Here is a 23422-nt window from a genome sequence, read left to right as displayed (position 1 = left end):
TGCGTGGGGTGGTTGGGGTCCACTCCCTCGAGCACGCGAAACGCTTGTAGTGCGCCTGCGTGACTCGCCGGCCCCTATCGGATCCTGGTGCTACTGCATCCGGGTGCGTTACGTGTCAAACACTAATACTCAGATCCCTCTCCGGGGGTACCTGGACAGTCTCTAGGTTCTTGCATCTGCATGGGCGCCGACGGCGCGCCCTACCCACGCCCCCGGCTAGTCGCGCCAGGCGCGCATGCACCTGTGCACGAATCTTCCCAGTATCGCGTTAAGTCTCCGGAAGCGGATTTACCAGGGTCACCCGCGGATCCTTAGCCCCGCTTGTACAGACCTAAAATAACCGGAAAAACGTGAAACAGAGCCTCTTCGCAATTGCCGCGATGTCTACCTTCGTCGCGGTCTGCGCCAGCATAGGTAGCGCTGGCGCCACCCCTCCAACGATCGCTTCAAACCTGCCACGCACACCGACCATCAGGAAGGAATCGTCGTCTTCTGCTTCGACTGCGATCGCGCTCACATCCACTTACTCCAGAACCGACCCGCGCCTCGAATTCTTCAATGCGCTCAACTCCCTGCGCATCGCAATGGGTGTAGGCGCGTTGCGGCAAGACGCCGCCCTGGACGCCGCGGCCGAGAACCACCTGGAGTATATGAAGCTCAACGCGGTGATGAGCCACACGGAGATCCCCGGGAATCCTGGTTTCACCAGTCCCGATCCGTACCAGCAAGTACTCACCGTGGGCGGCTGGCACAAGCAATGGGTTGGACAGAATGCTTACAACGGCGAGATTGGTCGCTGTCTTGCCACGATGGCGAACTCGGTTTACCACTTGCAAGGGATTACCAGCAATCAGGAGACCATCGGCATTGCCATGCATGACAATTACTGCGTGACGAACTTTGGTGTGGTGACCGCAGCCGGAACCGGTGGCTATGGCCTCGCCCAATGGGGCGGCCAACAACTGCCTCCCGGCACTGGCGCCCACTACCCGGCCGACAATGCCAACGTCCACGGCTTGTTCATTCCTGGCAACGAGATCCCGAATCCAGCGCCCGATCTGGCCAGAGCCGGTCCCCCGATCATGTTTCGCGTCAATGTTGAAAAGCCATCTGACGTGCTGAAGGTCTCGAACTTCATCCTGACGGGGCCTGGCGGCAGTCGCGTACCGGCTCGCATACTCGTGCCTGCCGAATCCAAGGCTGGCTCGGTGGCTTCGGCTGTCGAGGACACGAGCTTGTTTCGAGGGGTAGTGTTCCTGCTCCCCACGCAGCCCATCGCTGCCGGCACATACACAGCAACTTTCGCAGGCTCGCGAAATGATGTGGCGATCTACAAGTCCTGGCGTTTTACGGCGTACTGATCAGCCTCTTCCGCGTCTAGGCAGGCCATAACCGATACCACCGACGGCACGCGCACGTGTGCCAGCGTTTCACCTGATGGAACACCGTTGGGATTGTCAGACCCGCGCCATAGAATCGCCGGACAAACAAAACGCCGGCATTCATCAGGCAATGGATGACGCCCCCATCCGCACAAGTTCACGCGTTCGCACCACACTTTGCGGCATCGCAACGACCTTGCTGAAGGGCTTGTATGTGGAGTCCGGCGGATATGTTCCGTGCGGTGGCCGGTCAAGCAAAGGCTTGTCGGGCGAATTGGATGCGGAACCGTTGGCCGACGGCTGCATTGATCCGTTGCCGGCGCACCCCCCAATGAGCGTCGCCACCGGCCGAGAAACGGGCGAGAAGCTCCACGTCACCAGCGCCCGGCAGTCGGTAGCGCCCGGTGTGCTGCGCTCCGTCCCGGCCGCGGGCCGCCTATTCTGCGTCTCGCGCGGGTGAACCCTGCACCCAGGCGTCAGACCGTGACCCCAACGGGCCAGGGCACAAACTCGTGCTCGCCCACCCCAAGCGCCTCGCTCTTGGTCTTGGTGCCCGACGCGTGGTCCAGAATGCGCGCGAAGATCTCGCGGCCCATCTGCTCGAGCGTGGCGTCCCCGTCGATGATCGGGCCGCAGTTGATGTCCATGTCCGCCTCCATCCGCACGTACATCGGCGTATTGCTCGCCAGCTTGATGGTCGGCGCCGGCAAGGAGCCAAAGCACGAGCCCCGGCCCGTGGTGAAGCAGATCAGGTTCGCGCCGCCTGCAATCTGGCCGGTGGCGGACACCGGGTCGTAGCCCGGCGTATCCATGAAGACCAGGCCATGCTGCGTGACGCGCTCGGCGTACTCGTACACCTCCATCAACGGGGCATTGCCGCCCTTCTTGGCGCCGCCCAGCGATTTTTCGAGCACGTTGGCCAGCCCGCCTGCATTGTTGCCCGGGCTGACCTGGCCGTTGATCTGCGTATCGCGGCCGGCGTTGTAGCGTAGCCACCAGTCGATGCGCGCCACCAGCTTCTGGCCGACTTCGGGCGTGCGGGCGCGCGCGGTCAGCGTGTGCTCGACGCCAAAGATTTCCGACGTCTCCGAGAGGATCGCCGTACCGCCGTTCTCGATCAGCAGTTCCATGGCGCGTCCCAGCGCCGGGTTGGCCGACAGTCCCGAGAACCCGTCCGAGCCGCCGCACTGCAGGCCGATCGAAATATGCTCGGCCGAGACCGGCTCCCGGTGCACGCGGTTGGCCTCGGGCAGCAGCTCGCGGACGATGGCCACGCCGGCATCGACGGCCTTGCGGCTGCCGCCCGCCTCGCGGATGACCAGCGTGCGCAGCGTGGGGCCAGGCGCCAGGCCCTGATCCTGCAGGAAGGCCAGCAGTTCGTTCTCTTCCTCGCCATAGGCCACCACCAGCGCCGCTGCCGTGTTGACGTTGCGGATCGTGCCGCCCAGCGTACGCCGCAGCATCGCCATTGGCTCGCCGCTCAGTTCCATGCCGGCGCCCTGGTCATGCGCAAAGCCCGCTACGGCGTCAACGTTCGCGTATCCGGCGATGGCTTCCGGCCGGAATGCCGAGGCGATCTTGCGCACCACCGCCCCCGCGCGATGGCTGATCGCGAAGATTCCGACGACGTTGCGCGTGGCAACACGGCCGTCCGGCCGCACGATGCCCATGAAGCGGGCGCGCTGCTCCGGCGGCAGGATGCGGGTCGGCACGTAGTCCAGGCCATGGCGATAGTCCTTCACCACATCGTCGAACACGATATTGTGGCTGTGTGCCCAGGTGCCGGCGGGCAGATCCTCGCGTGCGAAGCCGATCACCGTGTTGTACTTGAGGATCGGCTCGCCGCGCTGGATGGCACGCGTAGTCACCTTGTGCCCGGCCGGCACCTTTTCCAGCGTGAGCAGCGCCGTGCCGCCGCCTTCGTTGGGCACCAGCGTGCCGGCCTCCACCTCGACGCGTGCCACCACGACGTTGTCTTTCGGATCCAGCCGGATAAACGGGTTGCGCAGCACATCGGCGGACGGCTTGGCGGCCGGCGGAATGCGGAGCGGCTTCGGTTCTACAGTGACTTTGTTCATGGGAATTCCTTATGCAAAGACGCCGATCGACCAGGGCATGAATTTCGATTCGCCGGTGCCAAAGTATTCGCTCTGCGCTTGCTGTCCCGATGCATACGCGAGCCACTGCTGCAGCAGCCGCAAGCCGGCCTGCTCGGCACTGGCACCTTCGGCCACCAGTTGCGACCCATCGATATCAAGGTCGTCTTCGTATTCGGCAAACTGCGTGGCACTCACGGCGACGTTTACGGTCGGCACGGCGGCGGCGCCGAAGCCGGTGGCTTCAGGCCGGGCCACGCACAGCAGCGTTGCGCCCGAGGCCACCTGGCCGCTGGCGCACACCGCCTCATGACTGGGTGAATCCATCAGCACCAGGCCGTGCTGGCCGTCGGCGAGCGGCTCGGCGTACCGGACAGCGGCGTCCAGCGCACCGGCGCCATACCACGCGGGCACGCCGGGCGTAGCCTCGGCAGGCTTTACGGTGTCACGGCCGGCCGTGTAGGCGCGCCACCAGACGATGGTCTGTTCGACTTCCTGCTTCAGCGCATCGGTCCTGGCCCGCTGCGCCAGCCCGGCACCCGTGGCGGCAGTGTCGGAAACGATAACCGTGCCGCCGGCCGCGACCAGTTGATCAGCGGCCGCGCCGATGGCGGCCTGGACACGCGACGCTTCGGCATCGAGCGCTTCGCCCTGCAGGCCGACCGTCAGGTGTGCGGCCGACACCGTCTGGCGCGCGAACTGGTTGGCTGCCGGCAGCATGGCTTCGATGGCCTTCACGCCGGCCTCGATCGAATTGGTGGTGCCGCCCACCTCCTGCAGCACCACCGAGTGCAACATGGGCCCTTCCACCAGTTCCTCCTGCTCCAGGAACGCGTAGATGTTGTTGCGGTCGCACCCCAGGGCCAGCACCACGGCGCCGGCCACGTTCGGGTTGCGGATGCTGCCGCCCAGCGTGCGGCGCAGCAGGTCCATCGGCTCGCCGCTCTTTTCCATGCCGCATCCGAGCTCGTGGATGAACGGCACGACGCCGTCCACGTTGGGATAGGCGGCCAGTCGTTCGGCCGTGAAATGGTCCGCCACCTTGCGGGCCGCTGTCGCCGCGCAGTTGCCGACGATCAGCACGCCCAGGTAGTTTCGGGTGGCCACGCGACCGTCGCCGCGTACGTATCCCTGGAACTGGAGCGCCGATGTGTTTGCAGCATTGGCCATGGACTGGGGTCTCCGGTATAGCCAGGTCGTCCCACGTCCTGGACTTTGTCATTGCGGATGGCAACCCCCGGCTCAGTGCCCGAGGTATGTCTCACATGCTATAGACCAGCGCCCCGTTACGGAATCGTCGGATGCGCCGTTCCCGTGCACGATACCCAGCCAGTTCCAGCATGTGGAAAATCCGGGCGATTGTTGAGGATCGGCCTCGCAGGCCACGTGCCGCTACAGGTGCAGTTCGAACAGGCACCCCGACAACGCTGCCTTGCCCAGCACATCAAGCGGCACCTGCTGCCGCGACGACGTGATGAACAGGCGGTCGCCCTGCGCCCCGCCCACGCAGACGTCCGACGGACACGGCACCGGCATGCCGACCACCCGGTCCAGCGTGCCATCGGGCAGGAACCGCATCACGCTCCAGCCGTCGCACAGCGCCGTCCAGATACCGCCGCCGTCGTCGATGGCCAGGCCATGTGGCCTGCCCGCGCCTTTGGGTACCGTGGCCAGCCGGCGCACTGCCCGGCTCTCTGGATCCAGTACGAGAATCGAGCCAGAGCCCGGCGTCGTGGCATACAGGTGGCCGCCATCGGCGGACCAGCGCAACGCTTGCACGGGTTCGGCGATGTTCCATTGGAGCTGCCACGCTTCGCCCTCGCGCCACGCGCCAACCTGACAGCCACCGGCTGACACAGGCACCGCCACCCACAGTGTGCCGTCCTTGTCCGCGCACAGCGCCCGCACGCCAGACGCCGCTCCTTGCCAGGCGTCGGCCGGCCGTATGCTGCCATCCGCGCCCACGATTGCCACGCCGTTGTCGTGCACCACAAGCAGCGCATCGCCCATCGGCTGCATCGCCCGAATCGGCGCCTCGACGCGCACCAGCACCCGATGCTGCATGGTGCCGTCGGGGGCCACATCGAGGCAGCGTACCGCCGGCGCGAGCACATCGGCCCACCGCAGGCGGTTCGCATCCGCGTCCCAGAACGGATACGCGCCCTGAAACGCCCATGGCCCCGGCACCGCCTGCACGGCGCTGCCGGGTGCAATGGGCTTGAGTGCCCCGATTTCCGCGCCCACGCGCCGCGCGGCCTCGGCGATCTCCGGACCCAGCAGTTCCAGCCGCTCGCGCGTCAGCCGGTACGCCGGCCCGGCCACGCTGATCGCCCCGCGCACCGCGCCCTGGCTGTCGACGATCGGCGCGCCGACACACCGCACGCCCAGCACGATCTCCTCGTCGTCGATGGCATAGCCGCGTGCGGCCGTGATGTTCAGTTCGGCGTTCAGGCGACGCCGGTCCGTGATCGTCAGCGGCGTCAGTGGCTTGAGCGTCAGTTCCCGCACGATGTTGTCACGCGCGGCGCCGTTCATCGCCGACAGGATCGCCTTGCCCTGGCTGGTGCAGTGCAACGGCTTGCGCTGGCCCAGCGCTGCCGCCGAGCGCTCGCTATGCGCGCCGTCGCAGCGCTCCAGGGAAATCACCTCAAGTCCGTCCAGCGTCGCCAGGTAGCACGTCTCGCCGGTCAGGTCGCGCAGACCACGCATCTCATTGGCCGCGGCCGCCACCAGGTCGGGCATCGTGTAGGCCTGCCGCGCCATCTCGAAGCAACGAAAGCCCAGCCGGTAGACCTTGCGCGCGGGATCACGACGTAGCATGCCGCGCGCCACCAGCGTGGCCAGCAGGCGATAGATCGTCGTGCGGGGCAGCGACAGTTGCTCGGTCAACTCAGTCTGGCTCAGCCCGTCGGGGGCCGCGCCAACGGCCTCGAGTACATCGATGGCCTTCTCGATTGCGCCGGTACCGTCACCAGGATTCGCGGACATAGCGGTTTGTCTCAGTATTTGGAAATCGGCCGCCGATTCGCCGTCGGCGCCAGCCTGCGGCCATTCTAAAACCGCCGAAAGCTGACTAGGATGCCTGCAAGGCAGCGGCGCGACGCACACGATCCACGCTGGCTGCAGCTGTCCCAGCATATGGGACAAATCAGAGCACACCCAACACTTTCATTCAGCGAGACACAGCATGCACGTCGTCACCCCGCCGCCGCTCACCACCATTCCGCAACGGGCTCCGGCCCCCTATGTGCCGGATTCCGTACTGGACCGCCTGGCGAAGGTGACCAGTGGATCGCTCACGACCCAGCTCTACATCAAGGGCTTCCGCCAGCCCGTATTGCATGGCCTGAAGCCGCTGAACACGAAGATCAAGCCGTTTGCGGGCCGCGCGTACACGATGCGATTCATCCCCGCGCGCGAAGACATCGACGTCTACGGCAACCTGACCACCGAACCGTCGGCCGACAATCTGCAATGGGTCGGCGTCGAGCAGATCGAAGCCGGCCATGTGCTGGTGATCGACAGCAACCGCGACGGACGCGCCGCCTCGATGGGCAACATGCTGATCACGCGGATGATGATGCGCGGTGCACGTGGCGTGATTACCGACGGCACGTTCCGCGACGGCGTCGAGCTGTCCCAGATGGACTTTCCGATCTGGAGCACCGGCGTCACGGCCACCACGCGGTTGTCGTATCACCACGTGGCGGACCTGCAGGTGCCCATCGGTTGCGCCGGCGTGGCCATCTATCCCGGTGACGTGATCCACGGCGACGGCGACAACATTACCGTCGTGCCCGCCCATCTGGCCGAGGAAATGGCTGATCTCTGCGAACGGCGCGACGACATCGAGGCCTACCTGGCGCTGCGCGTGCAGGCCGGCGAGGCGTTGTGGGGGCTGTACCCGCCCTGTGAAGCCACACGCGCCCAGCATCGCGAATGGGTGGCCGCCGGCCGGCCGCGGATCGCGCCCGTCACCCCGATTGCGGCCGCCGGCGGCGCCCGCTGAATCCCGCCACTGCCAAGGAATTCCGCATGACGACATTCACGCCCGACTACTACGACGCCCTGATCCGCCGCTACTTCGACGCCTGCAACGCCGCCGACTACCGGGGGCTGGTGGACTGCTTCACACCCGACGCGGTGCATTACTTCCCGGCCGGGCTGCCCGAGGTGCCCTGGCGCTCGGCCGACACCATCGCAAGGAAATGGATCTGGTGCGTCGAGACGCTCGGCTCGCAATGGACCATCGAACGCATCCTGATCAGCCACGACAAGCCCGAGGCGATGATCGAATGGACGCACTGGAAGAACAAGAGTGGCACCGCCCTGCGCGGCGCCGAGTGGTACGACTTCGATCCCGCCACCGGCAAGATCAAGGAGATCCGCGCCTACTACGCGTCTCCAGCCGACAAGACCGCGACCATCAACGAGCTGGTGGCCTTTGACTATGCCGCGCGCGGCTATCACCTGAAGAGCGAGTAAGCGCGTGACCGATACCCCAACCCTGCAATCGATCGATGCCCGCACGGGCCAGCCGTCAGGCCAAGCATGGCCGGCATCGACGCCCGCACAGATCGCGGCCACAGTGGCTGCGGCATCCGCGGCGTCCGCCGACTGGGCAGCGAGCACCGGCGCCACACGGGCGCGTCTGCTGCGCGGCCTTGCCGAAGCACTGGAGGCCGGACGCGAGCGCCTTATCCCGCTGGCCGACCGAGAAACCGCGCTTGGTACGGCGCGGCTCAATGGCGAACTCGATCGCACGGCATTTCAGTTGCGTGGATTTGCCGACGTGGCCGAACAAGGCGCCGTGTTTGCGGTTCAGGACGATGCGGCCGTCGCTGGCGCACCGCCTGCCGGCCGCCCTCGCCTGACGCGCGTCCGCGTGCCGCTCGGTCCCGTGGCGATGTTCGCGGCCAGCAATTTCCCGTTTGCGTTCTCGGTGCTCGGCGGCGACACGGCGTCTGCACTGGCCGCCGGTTGCCCCGTGGTAGTCAAGGCCCATCCCGCCCATCCGGAATTGTCGCGGCAGACCGCGGCGCTCGCGCGGGAGGTAATGGCCAACCAGAAGCTGCCTGCCGGGTTGATCGGCTTTGTGGAAGGCGCGGCCATCGCCACGGGCGTCCAGCTCGTACAGGCAGACGCCATTGCCGCCGTGGCATTTACCGGTTCGTTCGTGGGCGGCACGGCGCTGGCCAGGATCGCGGCGCAGCGGCCGCGACCGATTCCGTTCTTCGGCGAACTGGGATCAGTGAACCCGGTGATCGTGTTGCCGCCGGCGTTGCGCGGCGATGCCACGGAACTGGCGCAGACGCTTGCCGGGTCCATCTGCCAGGGCAGCGGCCAGTTCTGCACGAGCCCCGGGGTGATCCTCGTGCCGAAGGATGCGGCTGGCGACGCGTTCGTCGACGCGCTCGCCACGCAGCTTGCCGGCCTGACCCCGCATGCCATGCTGACGCCGGGTATCCGTCACGCGTTCGACAAGGGTACCGCGCGCTGGGGCCAGGCGGCGGGCGTCCGTCCGCTGGTGGCGGATGTGGCCAATGCCGATGCCACGCCGCGCCCGTATCTGGCGCAAACCGACGCCGCAACCTTCATCGCCAATACTGGCTTGCATGAGGAAGTATTCGGCGCGGCGGCGCTGGTGGTCCGCACCGATGCGCCGTCGCAGGTCATCGACATGCTGCGTGCGGTAGGCGGATCACTCACGGTGACGCTATGGGGTGTCGACGCCGGCACGGGCGCACCCGATGCCGCAACGCTTGCCCTGGTTCGCGCCGCTTCCCAGGTGGCGGGGCGCGTACTGTTTGCAGGCGTGCCGACGGGTGTTGCCGTGACCGCCGCGCAGCACCATGGCGGCCCGTTCCCCGCGTCGACGGCACCGGCTACCACGTCGGTGGGCTACGCCGCCCTCGACCGCTTCCTGCGTCCCGTTGCGCTGCAGGATGCGCCAGCCTGGCTGATCGACCGCAAGGGGGTGCCATGCTGAGACACATCGTCCTGTTCCGGCGCAAATCCGATGTGGCGCCAGACGCCCCGCGCGAGGCCGCGCTTGCGGCGCGCATGGCGGCCCTTGGCGCCGGGATTCCAGCCATCACTTCGTGGCATTTTGCGCGCAACGAGATGGACCGGCCGATCTGCTGGGACTACGTGCTGGAATCGGAGGTGGCCAATGCAGCCGCGCTCGACGCCTATCTGTTCCACCCGTTGCACCAGGCGCTCGTGGCAGACCTGAAGCCGTACTTCGAGTGGGCCGCCGTGGACTACACGCTGTAGGCCCACCCGGCAGGCTGCCGTGCAAGCGCGTGGCCTGTGCAAGAAAAGGGGCGCCTGACAATCAGGCGCCCCTTTCTGCTTCAGGGCCCCGCTTCAGGGCCGCTTGCCGAAGCTCGCCGTATCCTTCGTCCAGCGCCGGGCCTGTTCGCTCAGGCTGAAGCCAAGACCTGGACGATCGGGTACCACCATGCGCCCGTCGCGCAATTGCAGGCGCTCGTTGAACATCGGCTCCAGCCATTCGAAATGTTCAAGCCACGGTTCGCGCGGATAGGCGGCCGCCAGATGCAGATGGATCTCCATCGCGAAATGCGGCGCCAGCCGCAGCCCCTTGAAATCGGCAAGCTGCATGATCTGCAGGAACGGCGTGATGCCACCTACACGCGGTGCGTCAGGCTGCACGAAATCGCACGCACCCGCCGTGATCAGTTGCGCGTGCTCGCCGAAACTGGTCAGCATTTCGCCAGTGGCAATGGGGGTGTCGAGCGATGCGGCCAGCGCGGCGTGGCCTTCGGTGTCGTACGCATCGAGCGGCTCCTCGATCCATACCAGGTCGTAGGCCTCCAGGGTACGACCCATGCGTTGTGCCGTGGCACGGTCCCACTGCTGATTGGCGTCCACCATGAACGGAAAGGCGTCGCCCAGATGTTCGCGCACGGCCTTCACGCGCCGCAGGTCTTCGGCGGTATCAGGCTGGCCAACCTTGATCTTGATGCCGCCGATGCCGTTCTCGCGCGACTTGTCGATGTTCTTGAGCACCTGGTCGAGCGGCATCGACAGGTAGCCACCCGACGTGTTGTAGCACTGCACCGAATCGCGGTGCGCGCCCAGCAGCTTGGCCAATGGCAGTCCGGCGCGGCGGGCTTTCAGGTCCCACAGCGCCACGTCGAACGGGGCAATGGCCTGCGTGGTCATGCCGCTGCGCCCCATCGATGCGCCGGCCCACAACAGCTTGTTGAACAGGCGGCCGATATCGTTGGGATCCTCGCCGATCAGCTCGCCGGCCAGCTCCCTGGCATGCGCGAACATGCCGGGGCCGCCCGCCCGCTTGGAGTAGCCGAAGCCGGTGCCCGAGTGGCCGTCCTTTGTGAAGATCTCGGCAAAGATGAACGCGATCTCAGTCAGCGGCCGCTGGCGGCCCGTCAGCACCTTGGCGTCGCTGATGGGTGCGGCCAGCGGCAGGATGACCAGCGAGAGGTCAATGGATTCGATACGGTCTGAAGTCGTCATGATGGTTGGATGAGGAGTTATTCGGCCTTGATACCTGCGCCCTGGATCACCTTGGCCCAGCGGTCGGTTTCGGTCTTGACGAAAGTCGTGTAGTCATGCGAGTTCGACGCCACCACGACGAAGCCGTTGGCTTCCAGTTTTTCGCGCGCGGCGGCTTGTTTGAATGCCGTCATCATGGCGGCTTCAAGCTTGTCGACGATCGGCTTCGGCGTGCCCTTTGGTGCGGACAGGCCCACCCACGACACCGCCGAGTAACCGGGGTAGCCGGACTCCGCAACGGTCGGGACATCCGGGAACAGCGGATTGCGCTGCTCGCTGGTCACGGCAAGCGCGCGCAGCTTGCCGGCCTTCACGTAGGGCAGCACGGCATCCTGGTTGACGAACATCGTCGGGATCTGCCCGGCCAGCACGTCGGTCAGCGCGGGCCCACCTCCGCGATACGGCACGCCCACCATGTCCAGCTTCGCCGTCTGGCGCAGCAACTCCATCGCCAGGTGCCCCGACGAAGCGTTCGTCACGCCGTAGTTGACCTTGCCTGGATTCGCCTTCACATAGGCGACGAACTCCTTGAATGTCTTCGCCGGGAAGGATGGATTGACCACCAGTACGTTCGGGCCCGATTCAAGCTGTGAGATATGGATGAAATCCTTCGACGAGTCGTAGTTCGGCCGAGGCGACATGCCATGCGCAATGGCATTGCTGCCGATACCCGACAGCAGCAGCGTGTAGCCGTCCGCTGACGCCTTCGCCGCCTGCTCCGCGCCGATCACGCCGCCGGCACCACCCTTGTTCTCGACAATGAACGGTTGCTTCAGCACCTTGCCAAGCTGGTCGGCAATCAGGCGCCCCATGATGTCGCTGGTGCCACCCGCGGGGAACGGCACGATGATGCGCACGGGCCGGGACGGCCAGTTGTCCGACCCCTGGGCCAGTCCGGCAAACGGTGTGCAGAGCGTGGCGACGGCCGCAGCCGTGCACGCCGCAAGAAAGCTTCTGCGGTGCAGCATGTTGTCTCCTGATTGTGGAAGGCCCGTTCTTGGAATGGGATGTGGCGGGCCCGATGTCGAAAGCGTGTGCCGCTAGCTGGGCGCCGTTGCCGGCGCCGATCGATGACGCGCCGGCTGGATCGTGGATGCGGATGTCATGCGCGGTGTGTGGTGTTGTCGCGGTGATCGCCGGGCCAGCCTGCCCGGCGGCTTTGACTTGCTTCCATTCTTCGAGAAGCTCACTGACAATACAAGCCGCTCCATGGCACGGCGCGAGGCACGTCCCACGGCTTGGGACGGAATGCGGCCAGCCCCGGCGGCGGCCGATGTTTGGCGCACATTTCCGCGCACTGACCCTTCCTTAACGATGTCCTCTGATTCGTCGCACCCCGGAAACAGCAGCAAGATGATCGACGTGGCGCGCGTGGCCGGTGTCTCGCGTGTCACGGTGTCACGCGCTATCAGCCACCCGGAGCTGGTGTCGCCGCAGACACTGGCGCTGGTGCAGGCCGCCATCGCAGCGCTTGGCTACGTGCCCAACCTCAATGCGGGGAGCCTGGCGACGCGCCGCTCGCGCATCGTCGGCGCCATCGTGCCCACGCTGTCGAATGCCTGGTTCGCAGAGACGATGGATGGCCTGGGCGAAATCCTTGAATCGGGTGGTTACCAGCTACTCCTGGGGCAATCGCGCTATCTGGAGACCGGCGAGGAGGCGTTGATCGATACCTTCATCGGTCGGCAGGTCGATGGACTGGTGCTGACGGGCGTCGAGCATGGCGGCGCGATCCGGCGCAAGCTGCGCGCCTTCGGCAAGCCCGTGGTCGAGACCTGGGACCTGACCGACGATCCGATCGACATGGTGGCCGGCTTTTCGAACGAGGGCGCGGGTGGCGCCGTGGCGCGGCATCTGGCGCAGCGCGGCTATCGCCATCTGGGCTTCCTCGGCGCGCATGAACACCGCGCCGCCAAGCGGCTGGCAGGTTTCCGCGAAGAGGTGGCACGGCTGGGATTGCCGGCGATCGAGACCGAGGTGGTCGCGCCGCCGTCCTCCATCGAGGACGGTGCGCGGATGATGCGCGTACTGATGGCACGCGCGCCACATCTCCAGGCCGTGTACTGCAGCAACGATACGCTGGGCGTGGGCGCCCTGCTCGCCTGCCGTCAGGAGGGGTGGGCCGTGCCGCAGCGTATGGCCGTGGTGGGCTTCTCCGATCTGGCGATTGCTTCAGCCAGCCAACCCGCATTGTCCAGCGTGCGCGTGCAGGCGCGCGAGATGGGCAAGCAGGCCGCCCGCATGCTGCTGTCCCGTCTTGTCGACGGTGGCGACGCCCTGCCGCCGGTGGCGGACCTCGGTTTCAGCGTAGTCGCACGTGAAAGCAGTTGACGGCGCGCCGGGACGCGCATGCCTGTGTCAGGCCTGCCGTGCCGGGGCCGTCGACCACGCTCCCGCCGCCTGCACTAGGCCGCGCGTATAGCCAAGCGCAAAGGACATGAAGCGTTCGCGGTTCTCGTCCAGATCGGAAACCGGCACGTGGTCGGGACACAGCGGGCCGGCATAGCCGCCGCGCTGGTACGCCTTGATGGCCTCGAACATGTCCACATCGCCTTCGTCGGGGAAGACCTCCTGGAAGTCGAGATAGCCGCCGCGGATATTGCGGAAGTGGACCATGAAGATGCGTCCCGTCGCTGCGAATTCCTCGATGACCGGAATCATCGCCTTGCCGGGCTCGGTGAACATCTCGGCCACCGTGCCCTGGCAGAAGTTGAGCCCGTGGTTCGGGCTGTCACTGAGCGCCAGGAAGCGGCGGATGCCGTCGGCCGAGCCGACCACGTGCTCGATGCCATTGAGCCCACCCACCGGATAGGCGGGATCGTGCGGATGGCAGGCCAGCCGCACGCCGGCGCGGTCCGCAGCGGGCACCAGCCCTTCCACCAGGAACTCGATCGCGTCCCAGCCGGCCTGCTCGGTCACGGCCGGCACGTCGCGCGCCATCTTCTGGCCGCACAGCATCGCGCTCTGCGCGCCACCCTCTTCCTGGTTGGTGGGATAGCCGACGCCCCAGTAGGAATGCTTGCGGTCGTCCTCGGGCGAGTACTCGGCATACACGAAGCCCGAATTCTGCGCGCCACCGCGGCCGGGTTTCAGTCCGGTGCGCGTGATCCCCACCATCTGGACGTTGTACTTGAGGCAGGTGATGCCCGCATCGGCCGCCTTCTGGATGTTCTGTGCCAGCATGTCGCGCTGCCGGCGGGCGCTGCCGAGATCGACCAGCGAATCAAGCAGGATCGACCCGACATCGAGCGCGAACACGTCGAGCTTTAGGCCGAAGCCTTCCACCCAGCGCCGATACGCGACCAGCTTGCCTGTATCCCAGGCAGACACGCCGCCCGTCGCCGAGACCAGTTCCGTGCCGCGATTGTCCAGGACCACGCTTTCCACACCCAGTTGCGTGGAGAGCCGCAAGCGGCGCTCGTCCGGATTCAACAACTGTTCGCTGATATACATGTATTGCCTCCGCCATACTCGAGAAATGAACACGTGTTCATTGTTGTCGCGGCGGGATTCCGGGGCAAGTTGCAATGCGTTGCGAAGCGGGTTGTTGCGCCGGTTTGTCCCACGCTCTGGGACGCCATGCCGAAGCGTCGTCCCAACGGGCTTTCGGTATGTGTACGTGTTCACTACGATTCGCCCAAGCAGCCCCGCGACGTCGATTCGGACCGGGGCAATACATTATTCGGAGACGCTGCATGTCCGGCATACATGACCCAGCCGCCCCCAAGGCCGGCTCTTATCGCTATATCACCCTGGCCCTGATCACCATCGTGTTGGCACTGAGCACAGGCGACCGCGCCACGCTCTCGGTGGCTGGCCCCCATATGGCAAAGGAACGCCAGGCTCATCAGGGCAATCACGAGCCAGTCGGTGTCCACATAATTGCAGGCGATCATGCTGGCGCTGAGCAGCAGCCCGATCGTGATAGGCAGCTTGCGCGCCAGCGTCAACGAACCGGTGCGGCGTAGCAGCGCGTCGGACACAAATCCCGTGGAAACCCCACCGATAAAGCCGCAAATGGCCGGCACTGCGGCGACGAAACCGGCCTGCAGGATCGAGAATCCGCGTCCGTTGACCAGATAGCTTGGGAACCACGATACAAAGAACCACGTGATCGAGGTGATGCAGTACTGCGCAATGAAGATGCCTACTAGCATCCGGCTGCGGAATAGCAGGCCGATGTCGGCCAGGCGTGGCGGTGGCGCGTCGCTCTTGCGCTTGCCGCCCAGGTGAACCAGCGCGCCGCCCGCCTCGATATGGGCGATCTCGGCGCGCGTGACGCGTGGATGCTCGGCCGGTGAGAAATACGTGCGCATCCAGACGAGCGCCAGCAGGAGGCCCAGGCCGCCCATCACGGTAAAGATATGGTCTTCGGCAAGGGCTTCGGCTCGCTGGGGTGGACGGTGGTGGCCGATACCGCGCCCGCGCGTATCGTCGGCAGCACCGGTGGCGTGTTCAACGCCGTGGGCAACGTGGCCGGCATCGTGACGCCGATCGTGATCGGCTACATCATCGCAGAGACGCATTCATTCAGCGGTGCGCTGGTCTTCGTGGGAGCACACGGGCTGGTGGCCATCCTCTGCTATTGGCTCGTGGTTGGCCGCATCAAACGGATGGAACTGCCCGATGCGCCCACACCGGGGCCAGTCGGGACCGTTTCCTCAGGCCCTGGCTATCGCATGTCGGCCTCCGACGCCACGCCTTCCGCTTGAAACCAAAGCGGGACCACCGACATGGCCGAACTGGCTAGGGGTCGTACTTTCCGTGAGTTTTCTGGCGATTTGTCCCGGAAAGTGCGATCCATCAAGGACTTACATATACACAGATCGCGCGAGACTCATTGCGGCGAAACACCTTGCCACAGGCGGCTGCGAGCCCTGCTACCGCCATTTTTTACACGGAAGGTACGTTCACCCCTTCTATCGCCGCCACCTCTACGCGAGCCAATCCAGTGCTGATGGCCGCAGGGACATCGGGCGACACGGTCTCGCCAATCGCTATCACTCCGTTCGGATCCGGGAACTCCATGGACCACGTCGACCAGCCAGCGGGGCCGCTGGCTTCGAGCCGCTCGAGCAGCTTGCCGACCGCGCCAACCTTGCAATAGAACCTGAAGAGCTGGACGGTTCTGCCGGCGTTGCTCCGGCAAAGTGTGACGCGCTTTGGGCTGAGCATCGACAATGTCTGGCCGTCGATCAACCGCGTGGCGTTGGCGATAAAGTCCTCGCGCCAGGCGGGCTTAGCAGACAGAGCGACGCGTCGCTCAGCGCGATGATCCAGCGATGCATACTCCCACAGGTGTCGGAACGTTACGCGACCTTCGTGGCGCTCGATCCACGCTCCGCGAAGGACCCCAAACTCGGTTCCACGAAGCGGCATGCACACGCCAGTGAATAGATCCCAGTATCGGTCCCAGTTTGGCTGTAGGAAGTGGTACTCGCGGAGTTCGTGAACCATGTTGCTTCCTATCGTGCCGTATAGCCACCGTCGACCGTGAACATCGCGCCAGTGGCGAAGCTCGACTCGTCGGATGCAAGAAAGAGGATCATCTGGGCGATATCCATAGGCTCTCCCATCTTGTTCAACGGCGACCGTGCTTCGAGGCCCTTGCGGAAAGCGATCGGATCGGCAACTTCCTTGAACATCTTGTCGTAGTAGCTCGAGTTGATGACACCGGGAGCGACGCTGTTGACGCGGATGCCTTCCGCCGAATGATCTAAGGCCATGGCACGCGTTAGGGCAGCCACACCACCCTTGGCCGCCACGTAGGCCGCGCGGTCGGGAATGCCCACCACGGAGATCGTCGAGGCCAGATTCACGATGGACCCGCCGCCGCGACGTACCAGTTCGGGAATGGCATACTTCGAGCAGAGATAGACGCCCTTCAGATTGACGTCGATAACACTATCCCACGCATCCTCCTCCAGCGTCACCACACTGCCGAGCGTACCGAAGCCTGCGTTGTTGACGAGGATGTCAATGCCACCGAAATGCTCGGCAGCGTGTCGGATCATCTGCCTGACTTGCTCGCTACTCGCGACGTCGACTTCGATAGCCAGCGCATTCTTGCCGATGCGCGCGGCAACAGCACGCGCATTGTCAATGTTCAGGTCCGCAACGATCACCTTCGCGCCCTCGCGCGCAAAAAGTTCTGCGGTGGCTTCGCCGATGCCCGCTCCAGCGCCGGTGATCAGGGCGACTTTATCTTTGATTCTCATTTTGCTCTTCCTTAAAAGATGACGTGCTGCAGTTGTTTCAATACGGCCTCCTCGATGCTCAGCGCAGCAAGCCACGAGGTGCGAGGGTTGTCGGGCAGTGGGTTGTTTGCGAGCAGCACCTTGATGCAGCCGAAAGGGCCTGTGGCCTCCACCTCGTGGACATTGCGGGCTACGGTGGGATCAGCGATCAGTTCCACCTGGGTCGCATCGAATCCGAGTCCGGACAAGGCGACGGCTGCGGTGACATTGGCGTTTTTGGGATAGCTTGCCGAGGCCTCGGCTGCAGTGCCGCGGAAGATCGTGGTTGGTGCCGCTATCGAGTTGAGATCGAACTGCGTCTCGGCGGGGGAACCCAACCACGCACGCGGCGGCTTGCGGCCTACATAGACCACACTATCCAGACCCGCTGAGCGCGCGGACCTGAGTGCATCCAGCCCACCAATCGCACCGGAAACCAGGATCAGCCTGGTCTCCCCCTGTTCGGCGGCCTGCCTCAGCCGCTGGTGCAATCCCTCGTCCGCTAGCGCACCGATCGATGCGATGACGACCGGTATGCCCTGCCGAAGCAACTCAGGAACGGCTGCGCTCACTGCGGCATGACCCGCGCACTCGATAACCAGGTCCGGCTTCCAGGCAACCAGCGACGCAACGTCGGAGCACAAGGAGATGTCATAGAGACGCATGAAGGCGTCTGCATGACCGGAGGGATCGATCGCGGCGAAGCTAGCTTCCGGAAGATGGCGGCTGCGCAAAGCCTCAAGGACGCGCTTACCGATTGCCCCGAGTCCAAGGAGTGCGACTCGCGAGATGCTGGTGGTGTTCATGCTGCGCTCTCCCAGAATTTGTTCAACATGGCCACATAGGCCACCGTGCGGGTAACCGGAGCAAAGTGCCCGCCAGCAAGCTCTTGCAGGCAGGCGCCCGGAATCAAGCGCGCGAGTTCTTGCGAGTGGTGGAAAGGAATGATGTAGTCGTCCTGGGCACCCACCACCAGAGTGGGGGCACGCAGAGCAACGAGTTCCTTGTAGCGGGTGTAGTCAAGCAGCATGTCGATCCGTGCAATCACCATGTCGATATCGACATCTGCAGTCATCGGGAAGTCCAGCCGAGCCTCGGTTGCGAGATGCTTGCCGTACCACTCCGAGGGATAGGCCGTCAGCTTGGTCAGCGTGTTGTACGCATCGCCGCCAAGCTCTCGCAGCACATGCTTTCGGAAGGCAAAGAAGTCCTGGAATCGTTTATCCGGCTTCGCCCAACCGCTACTCAGCACGATCGACTTGACGCGCGGCGGGAAATCCAGAGCCATGGCCTGCGCGACCAGTGATCCTGTCGAATGGCCGATGATGTCGGCCTGCTCGATGCCGCGCTCGTCAAGGCAGCGGATCACCGCATCCGCAATGCCGGAGATCGTCGGTGCGCCTTGGATCCTGCTTTTACCGACGCCGGGATGGTCGAGTGAAATCACTCTCCGGGAGGTCTCTAGGATCTCGACCACGGGCCTCCAGAAGGCGGCGAGGCCTCCCAGTCCGGAGATCAGGACAACCGGCTCGCCGGCGCCCCGATCAAGCGTGAAGATATCGTCAAGCAAGGCCCAACCTCACGTCAGTTTTTGGTGTAAGCGAATACGCCGTTGCCAGCGCTTTCGATCTGTGCGATGTTCTCCGGGCGATCAAACGGCTCCGGCGCGGTTTCACCATGGGCGCGCGGCCGTCCCACCTCGCGGAAGAAAGTCTCCAAGCCACTCGGTGTCATGAACCACACCCAGTGAAGATCGGTGTCCCCGGTGTTCACGAATGTGTGAGAGTTGTGCTTGCCCAAGAACAGCGTGACGCCGGGCTCAAGTTTGTACTCTTCGCCGTCGACGATGGCCGTCCCCATGCCGGAGACGAAATGGAGGATCTCCTCATTGGCCGGGTGAGCATGCTCACGAACGCGACCGCCTTGCGGCAACGTTTGCGTGCCCATCGCAAGATCGCGCTGCATCTTGGTCAGTCCTGGCGCGACGACTACTGATACATGGCCGTTAGCCGGCTTCGGCTGCCAGTAGCTCACTTCGGTTTGACGGCTGAAGTAGTAGACAACCCCCTTCTCTTGGGCGGCTTGCTGCTGATTCGTGGTGTTGGTCAACGGTTTTCTCCTGAGAGACAGTTTGTCGTGGCCCACCTAGCGTGGTTCACGGAAATGTAATCCATTACATTTTTTATCGGCGTTTGGCTGTTCGGAATGGACTGCTGAGCACGACATTTGGGGGGCGCGCCAACCACCTCCGAACAGCGGTCCGACTGGTTTCTATTGCTTCAATGCGAGAGCAGGCAAGATGCGCTTGAACTGATCGCTCTCTTTGGACATCAGTGCCTTGAACTCTGGCGCATCGACATACGCAAGTGTCATGTGCAAGTTCTTGACCGCGTCTTGCATGGACGGCTCCCTGGCTACATCTGCCGCGAGCGCGCGGAGCTTGGCCACCACGTCTGGTGGCGTGGACTTGGATACGGCGATACCCCGCCACACCCCAACCGAAAGATCGATGGCTTTGTCCTTCAGCGTGGGCACCTGCGGGATTTCCGGCATGCGCTTGTCGGCCATGACAGCCAACGTTTTCAGCTTTCCAGCGGCCACATACTGCCTCAACTCAGCGTAGGGTACGGTGGTCGCTTCAACCTGCCCGCCGAGCAGGCCAAGGATCGCCGGTGCATTGCCTTGATACGGGACGTGTGTAAACGTCGCACCGATCTTCTGCCCGAGCGCTGCCGCCGCGACATGGCCGATAGAGCCATTACCTGCGTTGGACACGGTCACCTTGCCTGGATTTGCCTTGGCGTAGGCCACAAATTGCTCGAGGGTGTTCCATGGTGCATCGGCTCGAACCGTAACCGAGGTCGGGTCGGAACTGAATTGGGCGATGGGCTGGAAGTCTTCGTAGGTCACCTTCCCAATATCCAGCAGCGGGAGCGTGAGCAACTCGGCGAACACCATGGCCACACGGTAGCCATCGGCCTGCCCATTCACGACGTAAGAGAGCCCGATGGATCCACTCGCCCCGGGTTTATTGATTACGGTGATTGGCTGTGGGAAGTGTTTCCTTGCCGCGTCTGCAAACGCACGTGCCATCGAGTCGGTTCCGCCACCCGGCTGAAACGCAACAACGAGTTCGACGGGGCGGCTCGGATAAGCATCAGCCGCGCCTGCAGAGGCGGAAAGAAATGCGATCGAAGCAAGCATCGCCGAAAGAACGGCGCGGGGAGACGATTTCATAGGACTACCTTCCTTCCTGACAATTTAGATGCCACACATAAGAAATGGAAACGGACTGACCCTCCGTCACGACGAGAAGCCGGTTAGGCACAAATCAGACCTCATCAGGTGCCGTAATGTAATCGATTACAAATAAGGGAGAACCGATGTGCTCAAAAAGCAGCTTCGGCCCCTGCTATGCCGCAGATCTCCTCCACCAGAATCTTAGGGTCCCGGCAAATCTATGTAAAGGATTACATTCCTAGGATTAACCCTGCCGCAGACCGAAAGGCAAGGAGCGTTCCACGTCAGATTGCAAAAAAAGCGCCTTAAAGAATGCTTTTCCCATTCCACAATCTGGCGTATGTCACATCGGATAGGGGAAAGCACCAAACCAGTGCAAAAAAGAGAATCCCATGTGGGGCGAGACGAGGTGGGAGTCATCAAGCGACGTCATTGGCGCCGGCAACGGATCAGCGGGTGGAAAGCTTCTTTGAGCGAGGAGCGGCGACGGACTCCCGAACCACCAGATTGGCGTGCATCTCAGACGGCAGCGGCTTGCGCGAGTGGCGAAGCGCGTCCAGCAATGCCTCGGCACTTCGGCGGCCCATTTCTTCGGCCGGAACCGAGATCGTCGTTAGCGCGGGTTCGAGCAAGCGTGCAAAGTCCAGGTCATCGTGACCCACGATCGTCATGTCGTCGGGTACGCGGTATCCTGCCTTTCGGCACTCGGCAATAGCACTAAATGCGAGCACATCGCTGTTGCATATGATCGCCGTCGTCTCTGGCGCATCGGCAAGCAGGCGGCGCGTAGCAGTCGATCCAAACGCCATGCTGTAGCCGCCTTGACTCTCCAGGATGAGGGGTTCACCCTTCAGCCCAGCGTCGCTAAGGGCATCGGCGAAGGCCTTTTTTCGTGCTATCTGCCGATCATTTCCTTGTGACGGGCCGGAAAGCATAGCGACATGGCGGTGCCCTATCTGGAGCAAGTATTCCACCGCGCGCCGTGTCGAAACGTAGTTGTCAAATCCGATGGAAGCGAAAGGTTCGTCCTGCAGGAAGGAAAAGGTCGTGACCACCGGGAGGTCGATACTGAGCAGATACTCAACCAATTGCAGATCGTCGATCCGCCCGACAACCAGCAAGGCTTCCGCACCACGCTCAACTAGCTGTCGAACCGGTTGGTAGAGCTTGGTATTGTCGAAACCCGCACTCAGGATGAAGACCATCTGGCCCTCTGCTGCCATGGCAGCCTGAAACGCGTTGATCATGCTGGCGTAGATCGCATAGTCAAGCGTTGGGATGACTGCGCCCACAATATGACTTCGACGTGTGCGCAGCGCTTTCGCGGCCGGATTGGGGACGTAGCCAAGCCTTTCCGCAACCGCGATCACATGCTTGCGAACATCCTCGCGTACGGCGTCAGGGATGTTGAATGCACGCGAAACGGTTGCAACAGACACGCCCGCAGCCTTAGCAACATCCGCCAAACGATTTGGTATCCGATCCTTGCCCGACAAGAGATAACCCCGAAAGTAATCGATTTCATATCATACCGGACCCACGACCGAACACGGCGCGCTGTCGTGACACTTGCTGCACTCGCCGCCAAGCGGGACGCTGCTAGCGTGTCGCAGGTCGTGACGGAAAAGTGGCTATACGGCCTCACCCGGATCGGGCTCCAAAGCTACACCATGCGTCCATTCCGGCACATTGATGTAATAGCGCACCGCTTTGCCCACACCGTGGCTCCACAATTGCCCGCCCGTGACCATCTCCGAAAGGTCGCGTGTAGCCGTGGCCTTTGAGACGCCGGTCATCTTCATGTACTTCTCAGCGTTCAGGCCGCCCAGGAAGCCACCGTCCCCGTCGTCGAGAAGGCGCTGCAGCACCTTGCGCTGCCGCTCATGAATCCCGCTGCCCTCATACTTCTCCCAAAAGCGCCTCTTCTTGATCGACTGGTCGATGACCTGGCTCGCGGCATGGCATGCCGCCGTGCATTGGCGCGCAAACCACTGCACCCACGACGTCACGTCGGCGTCACCACACTGAGCTTGATTGAGGGCGTCGTAATATGCCGAGCGCGAGGTCAGTAGCTGCCGCGAAAGACTGTAGAAGCGCACCGGTTGTCGCAAATGCTGCGCCATGGCCATGTCAACGATGGCCCTCCCAATACGGCCGTTGCCGTCCTCAAACGGGTGAATGCTCTCGAACCATAAGTGCGCAATAGCGGCCCGAGCGAAGCCATCGATCAGCTTGCTGCCGGACGTCAACGGCGAGGCCTGCGCTGGCGAGGACTCAGCAAACCATGCGAGGAAGCGCGTCATCTGCGCCGGCACGTCCTTTGATGGGGGTGCCTCGTAATGCACCAGCTCACGGCCTGGCGGACCGCTTACGATTTGCATCGGATCGTCATGGTCGCGGTATCGGCCGACGGCGATTCGGTGGATGCCGGACGTGCCACCGGGGAATAGCGCAGATTGCCAGCGGTACAAGCGGTCATTATCCAGGGGCAGATCAAACGCTGTTGTGGCATCGCTGATGACCCCAACCAGGCCATCGACATGGCGGTCGGTGGGCCCGGACGTCGCCAAGCCAAGCCGCCTCATCACGGACGAGCGGACAACATCGAGCGACAGGCGCTCCCCCTCAATGGCGGCCGTGGCCACCACCTCATCGGATAGCGCATCCAGCGCGACCTGGCTGGTACTTCCAAGGCCAATGGCCATGGCCTTGCCTTCGACGACACCGTGCATCCGGTAGGCCTCCGCCAAGTCAGGCGCGATCATCTGCGCGTCATAGGTGAAGTCAGGCCATTCTGCGCGGCGCCAGATCCAGGAAGAATTCGTGCTCATGAGCCGCATTCTGCCATATTCGGCTCACATAGTGCGCCGCTTTTCAAGATTTGCGGCTCACCGGCACGCGGCACGCCGCGGCTGGCACGCTGGCG

21 protein-coding genes and 1 pseudogene are annotated in these 23422 nt (G+C 63.8%); 7 read left to right on the top strand and 15 right to left on the bottom strand.

Annotation, left to right across the window (positions count from 1 at the left end; genetic code table 11):
* Positions 1 to 350: 350 nt before the first annotated feature.
* On the top strand, positions 351 to 1361 hold the full coding sequence (locus tag AC1DKV_RS16640; protein ID WP_441623383.1) for a CAP domain-containing protein: 1011 nt from the start codon (positions 351 to 353) through the stop codon (positions 1359 to 1361).
* A 497-nt stretch (positions 1362 to 1858) separates the two neighbouring features.
* Here AC1DKV_RS16640 and AC1DKV_RS16635 read toward each other — a convergent pair whose 3' ends face one another.
* The 3 genes from AC1DKV_RS16635 to AC1DKV_RS16625 form a co-directional block, all read right to left on the bottom strand.
* A complete protein-coding gene (locus AC1DKV_RS16635; protein WP_441623381.1) occupies positions 1859 to 3460 on the bottom strand; it encodes a UxaA family hydrolase in 1602 nt (533 codons plus the stop codon).
* A 9-nt stretch (positions 3461 to 3469) separates the two neighbouring features.
* A complete protein-coding gene (locus AC1DKV_RS16630; RefSeq protein WP_441623379.1) occupies positions 3470 to 4648 on the bottom strand; it encodes a UxaA family hydrolase in 1179 nt (392 codons plus the stop codon).
* A 222-nt stretch (positions 4649 to 4870) separates the two neighbouring features.
* Positions 4871 to 6616 carry an IclR family transcriptional regulator domain-containing protein gene (locus tag AC1DKV_RS16625; RefSeq protein WP_441623377.1) on the bottom strand — a complete coding sequence of 582 codons (1746 nt, stop codon included), beginning with the start codon at positions 6614 to 6616 and terminating at the stop codon, positions 4871 to 4873.
* 49 nt (positions 6617 to 6665) lie between these two features.
* Between AC1DKV_RS16625 and AC1DKV_RS16620 the strand changes: the two genes are divergently transcribed.
* From AC1DKV_RS16620 to AC1DKV_RS16605, 4 genes are read left to right on the top strand one after another with little or no spacing between them, the layout of a single operon-like run.
* Positions 6666 to 7487 (top strand): RraA family protein, encoded by an 822-nt coding sequence (locus tag AC1DKV_RS16620; RefSeq protein WP_441623375.1) that lies wholly within the window; start codon positions 6666 to 6668, stop codon positions 7485 to 7487.
* A 26-nt stretch (positions 7488 to 7513) separates the two neighbouring features.
* Positions 7514 to 7963: a nuclear transport factor 2 family protein gene (locus AC1DKV_RS16615; protein WP_441623374.1), complete on the top strand. Its 450-nt coding sequence runs from the start codon at positions 7514 to 7516 to the stop codon at positions 7961 to 7963.
* Positions 7964 to 7967: 4 nt separating this feature from the next.
* Positions 7968 to 9467: an aldehyde dehydrogenase (NADP(+)) gene (locus tag AC1DKV_RS16610; protein ID WP_441623372.1), complete on the top strand. Its 1500-nt coding sequence runs from the start codon at positions 7968 to 7970 to the stop codon at positions 9465 to 9467.
* Complete coding sequence (locus tag AC1DKV_RS16605) at positions 9461 to 9754, top strand: Dabb family protein (RefSeq protein WP_441623370.1); 294 nt, start codon at positions 9461 to 9463, stop codon at positions 9752 to 9754. Before AC1DKV_RS16610 ends, AC1DKV_RS16605 begins: the two co-directional genes overlap by 7 nt.
* A gap of 93 nt (positions 9755 to 9847) precedes the next feature.
* Here the strand turns inward: AC1DKV_RS16605 and AC1DKV_RS16600 are convergent, their stop codons facing one another.
* Together AC1DKV_RS16600 and AC1DKV_RS16595 are read right to left on the bottom strand one after the other, a co-directional pair.
* On the bottom strand, positions 9848 to 10981 hold the full coding sequence (locus tag AC1DKV_RS16600; RefSeq protein WP_441623368.1) for an L-talarate/galactarate dehydratase: 1134 nt from the start codon (positions 10979 to 10981) through the stop codon (positions 9848 to 9850).
* A gap of 17 nt (positions 10982 to 10998) precedes the next feature.
* Positions 10999 to 11988, bottom strand: coding sequence for a Bug family tripartite tricarboxylate transporter substrate binding protein (locus tag AC1DKV_RS16595; protein ID WP_441623366.1), 990 nt, complete (start codon positions 11986 to 11988; stop codon positions 10999 to 11001).
* 385 nt (positions 11989 to 12373) lie between these two features.
* On the opposite strand from AC1DKV_RS16595, the gene AC1DKV_RS16590 reads away from it, so the two are divergent.
* On the top strand, positions 12374 to 13351 hold the full coding sequence (locus AC1DKV_RS16590; RefSeq protein WP_441623364.1) for a LacI family DNA-binding transcriptional regulator: 978 nt from the start codon (positions 12374 to 12376) through the stop codon (positions 13349 to 13351).
* 27 nt (positions 13352 to 13378) lie between these two features.
* Here the strand turns inward: AC1DKV_RS16590 and AC1DKV_RS16585 are convergent, their stop codons facing one another.
* Entirely contained in the window at positions 13379 to 14473 is a 1095-nt protein-coding gene (locus AC1DKV_RS16585) for a mannonate dehydratase (protein ID WP_441623362.1), read from the bottom strand.
* 173 nt (positions 14474 to 14646) lie between these two features.
* Positions 14647 to 15372, bottom strand: a complete 726-nt coding sequence (locus AC1DKV_RS16580; RefSeq protein WP_441623387.1) for an MFS transporter — start codon at positions 15370 to 15372, stop codon at positions 14647 to 14649.
* A gap of 18 nt (positions 15373 to 15390) precedes the next feature.
* On the opposite strand from AC1DKV_RS16580, the pseudogene AC1DKV_RS16575 reads away from it, so the two are divergent.
* Positions 15391 to 15651, top strand: a pseudogene (locus AC1DKV_RS16575) (MFS transporter); the annotation flags it as partial.
* Between the two features lie 262 nt (positions 15652 to 15913).
* Here AC1DKV_RS16575 and AC1DKV_RS16570 read toward each other — a convergent pair.
* From AC1DKV_RS16570 to AC1DKV_RS16535, 8 genes are all read right to left on the bottom strand, one after another.
* Positions 15914 to 16477 carry an NIPSNAP family protein gene (locus AC1DKV_RS16570; protein WP_441623360.1) on the bottom strand — a complete coding sequence of 188 codons (564 nt, stop codon included), beginning with the start codon at positions 16475 to 16477 and terminating at the stop codon, positions 15914 to 15916.
* An 8-nt stretch (positions 16478 to 16485) separates the two neighbouring features.
* A complete protein-coding gene (locus AC1DKV_RS16565; protein WP_441623358.1) occupies positions 16486 to 17238 on the bottom strand; it encodes an SDR family oxidoreductase in 753 nt (250 codons plus the stop codon).
* Between the two features lie 11 nt (positions 17239 to 17249).
* On the bottom strand, positions 17250 to 18062 hold the full coding sequence (locus tag AC1DKV_RS16560; RefSeq protein ID WP_441623356.1) for an aspartate dehydrogenase: 813 nt from the start codon (positions 18060 to 18062) through the stop codon (positions 17250 to 17252).
* Entirely contained in the window at positions 18059 to 18826 is a 768-nt protein-coding gene (locus AC1DKV_RS16555) for an alpha/beta fold hydrolase (protein WP_441623354.1), read from the bottom strand. The genes AC1DKV_RS16560 and AC1DKV_RS16555 overlap by 4 nt, the downstream gene beginning before the upstream one ends.
* A gap of 14 nt (positions 18827 to 18840) precedes the next feature.
* Positions 18841 to 19365, bottom strand: a complete 525-nt coding sequence (locus AC1DKV_RS16550; protein WP_441623352.1) for a cupin domain-containing protein — start codon at positions 19363 to 19365, stop codon at positions 18841 to 18843.
* Positions 19366 to 19527: 162 nt separating this feature from the next.
* Positions 19528 to 20493: a Bug family tripartite tricarboxylate transporter substrate binding protein gene (locus tag AC1DKV_RS16545; RefSeq protein ID WP_441623350.1), complete on the bottom strand. Its 966-nt coding sequence runs from the start codon at positions 20491 to 20493 to the stop codon at positions 19528 to 19530.
* A 452-nt stretch (positions 20494 to 20945) separates the two neighbouring features.
* Positions 20946 to 21992 carry a LacI family DNA-binding transcriptional regulator gene (locus AC1DKV_RS16540; protein WP_441623348.1) on the bottom strand — a complete coding sequence of 349 codons (1047 nt, stop codon included), beginning with the start codon at positions 21990 to 21992 and terminating at the stop codon, positions 20946 to 20948.
* A 135-nt stretch (positions 21993 to 22127) separates the two neighbouring features.
* A complete protein-coding gene (locus tag AC1DKV_RS16535) occupies positions 22128 to 23327 on the bottom strand; it encodes a Fic family protein (protein WP_441623346.1) in 1200 nt (399 codons plus the stop codon).
* Positions 23328 to 23422: the final 95 nt, after the last annotated feature.

The organism is Cupriavidus sp. 05T41, assembly GCF_056396525.1.
This window is presented reverse-complemented; position numbering and strand designations above follow the sequence as displayed.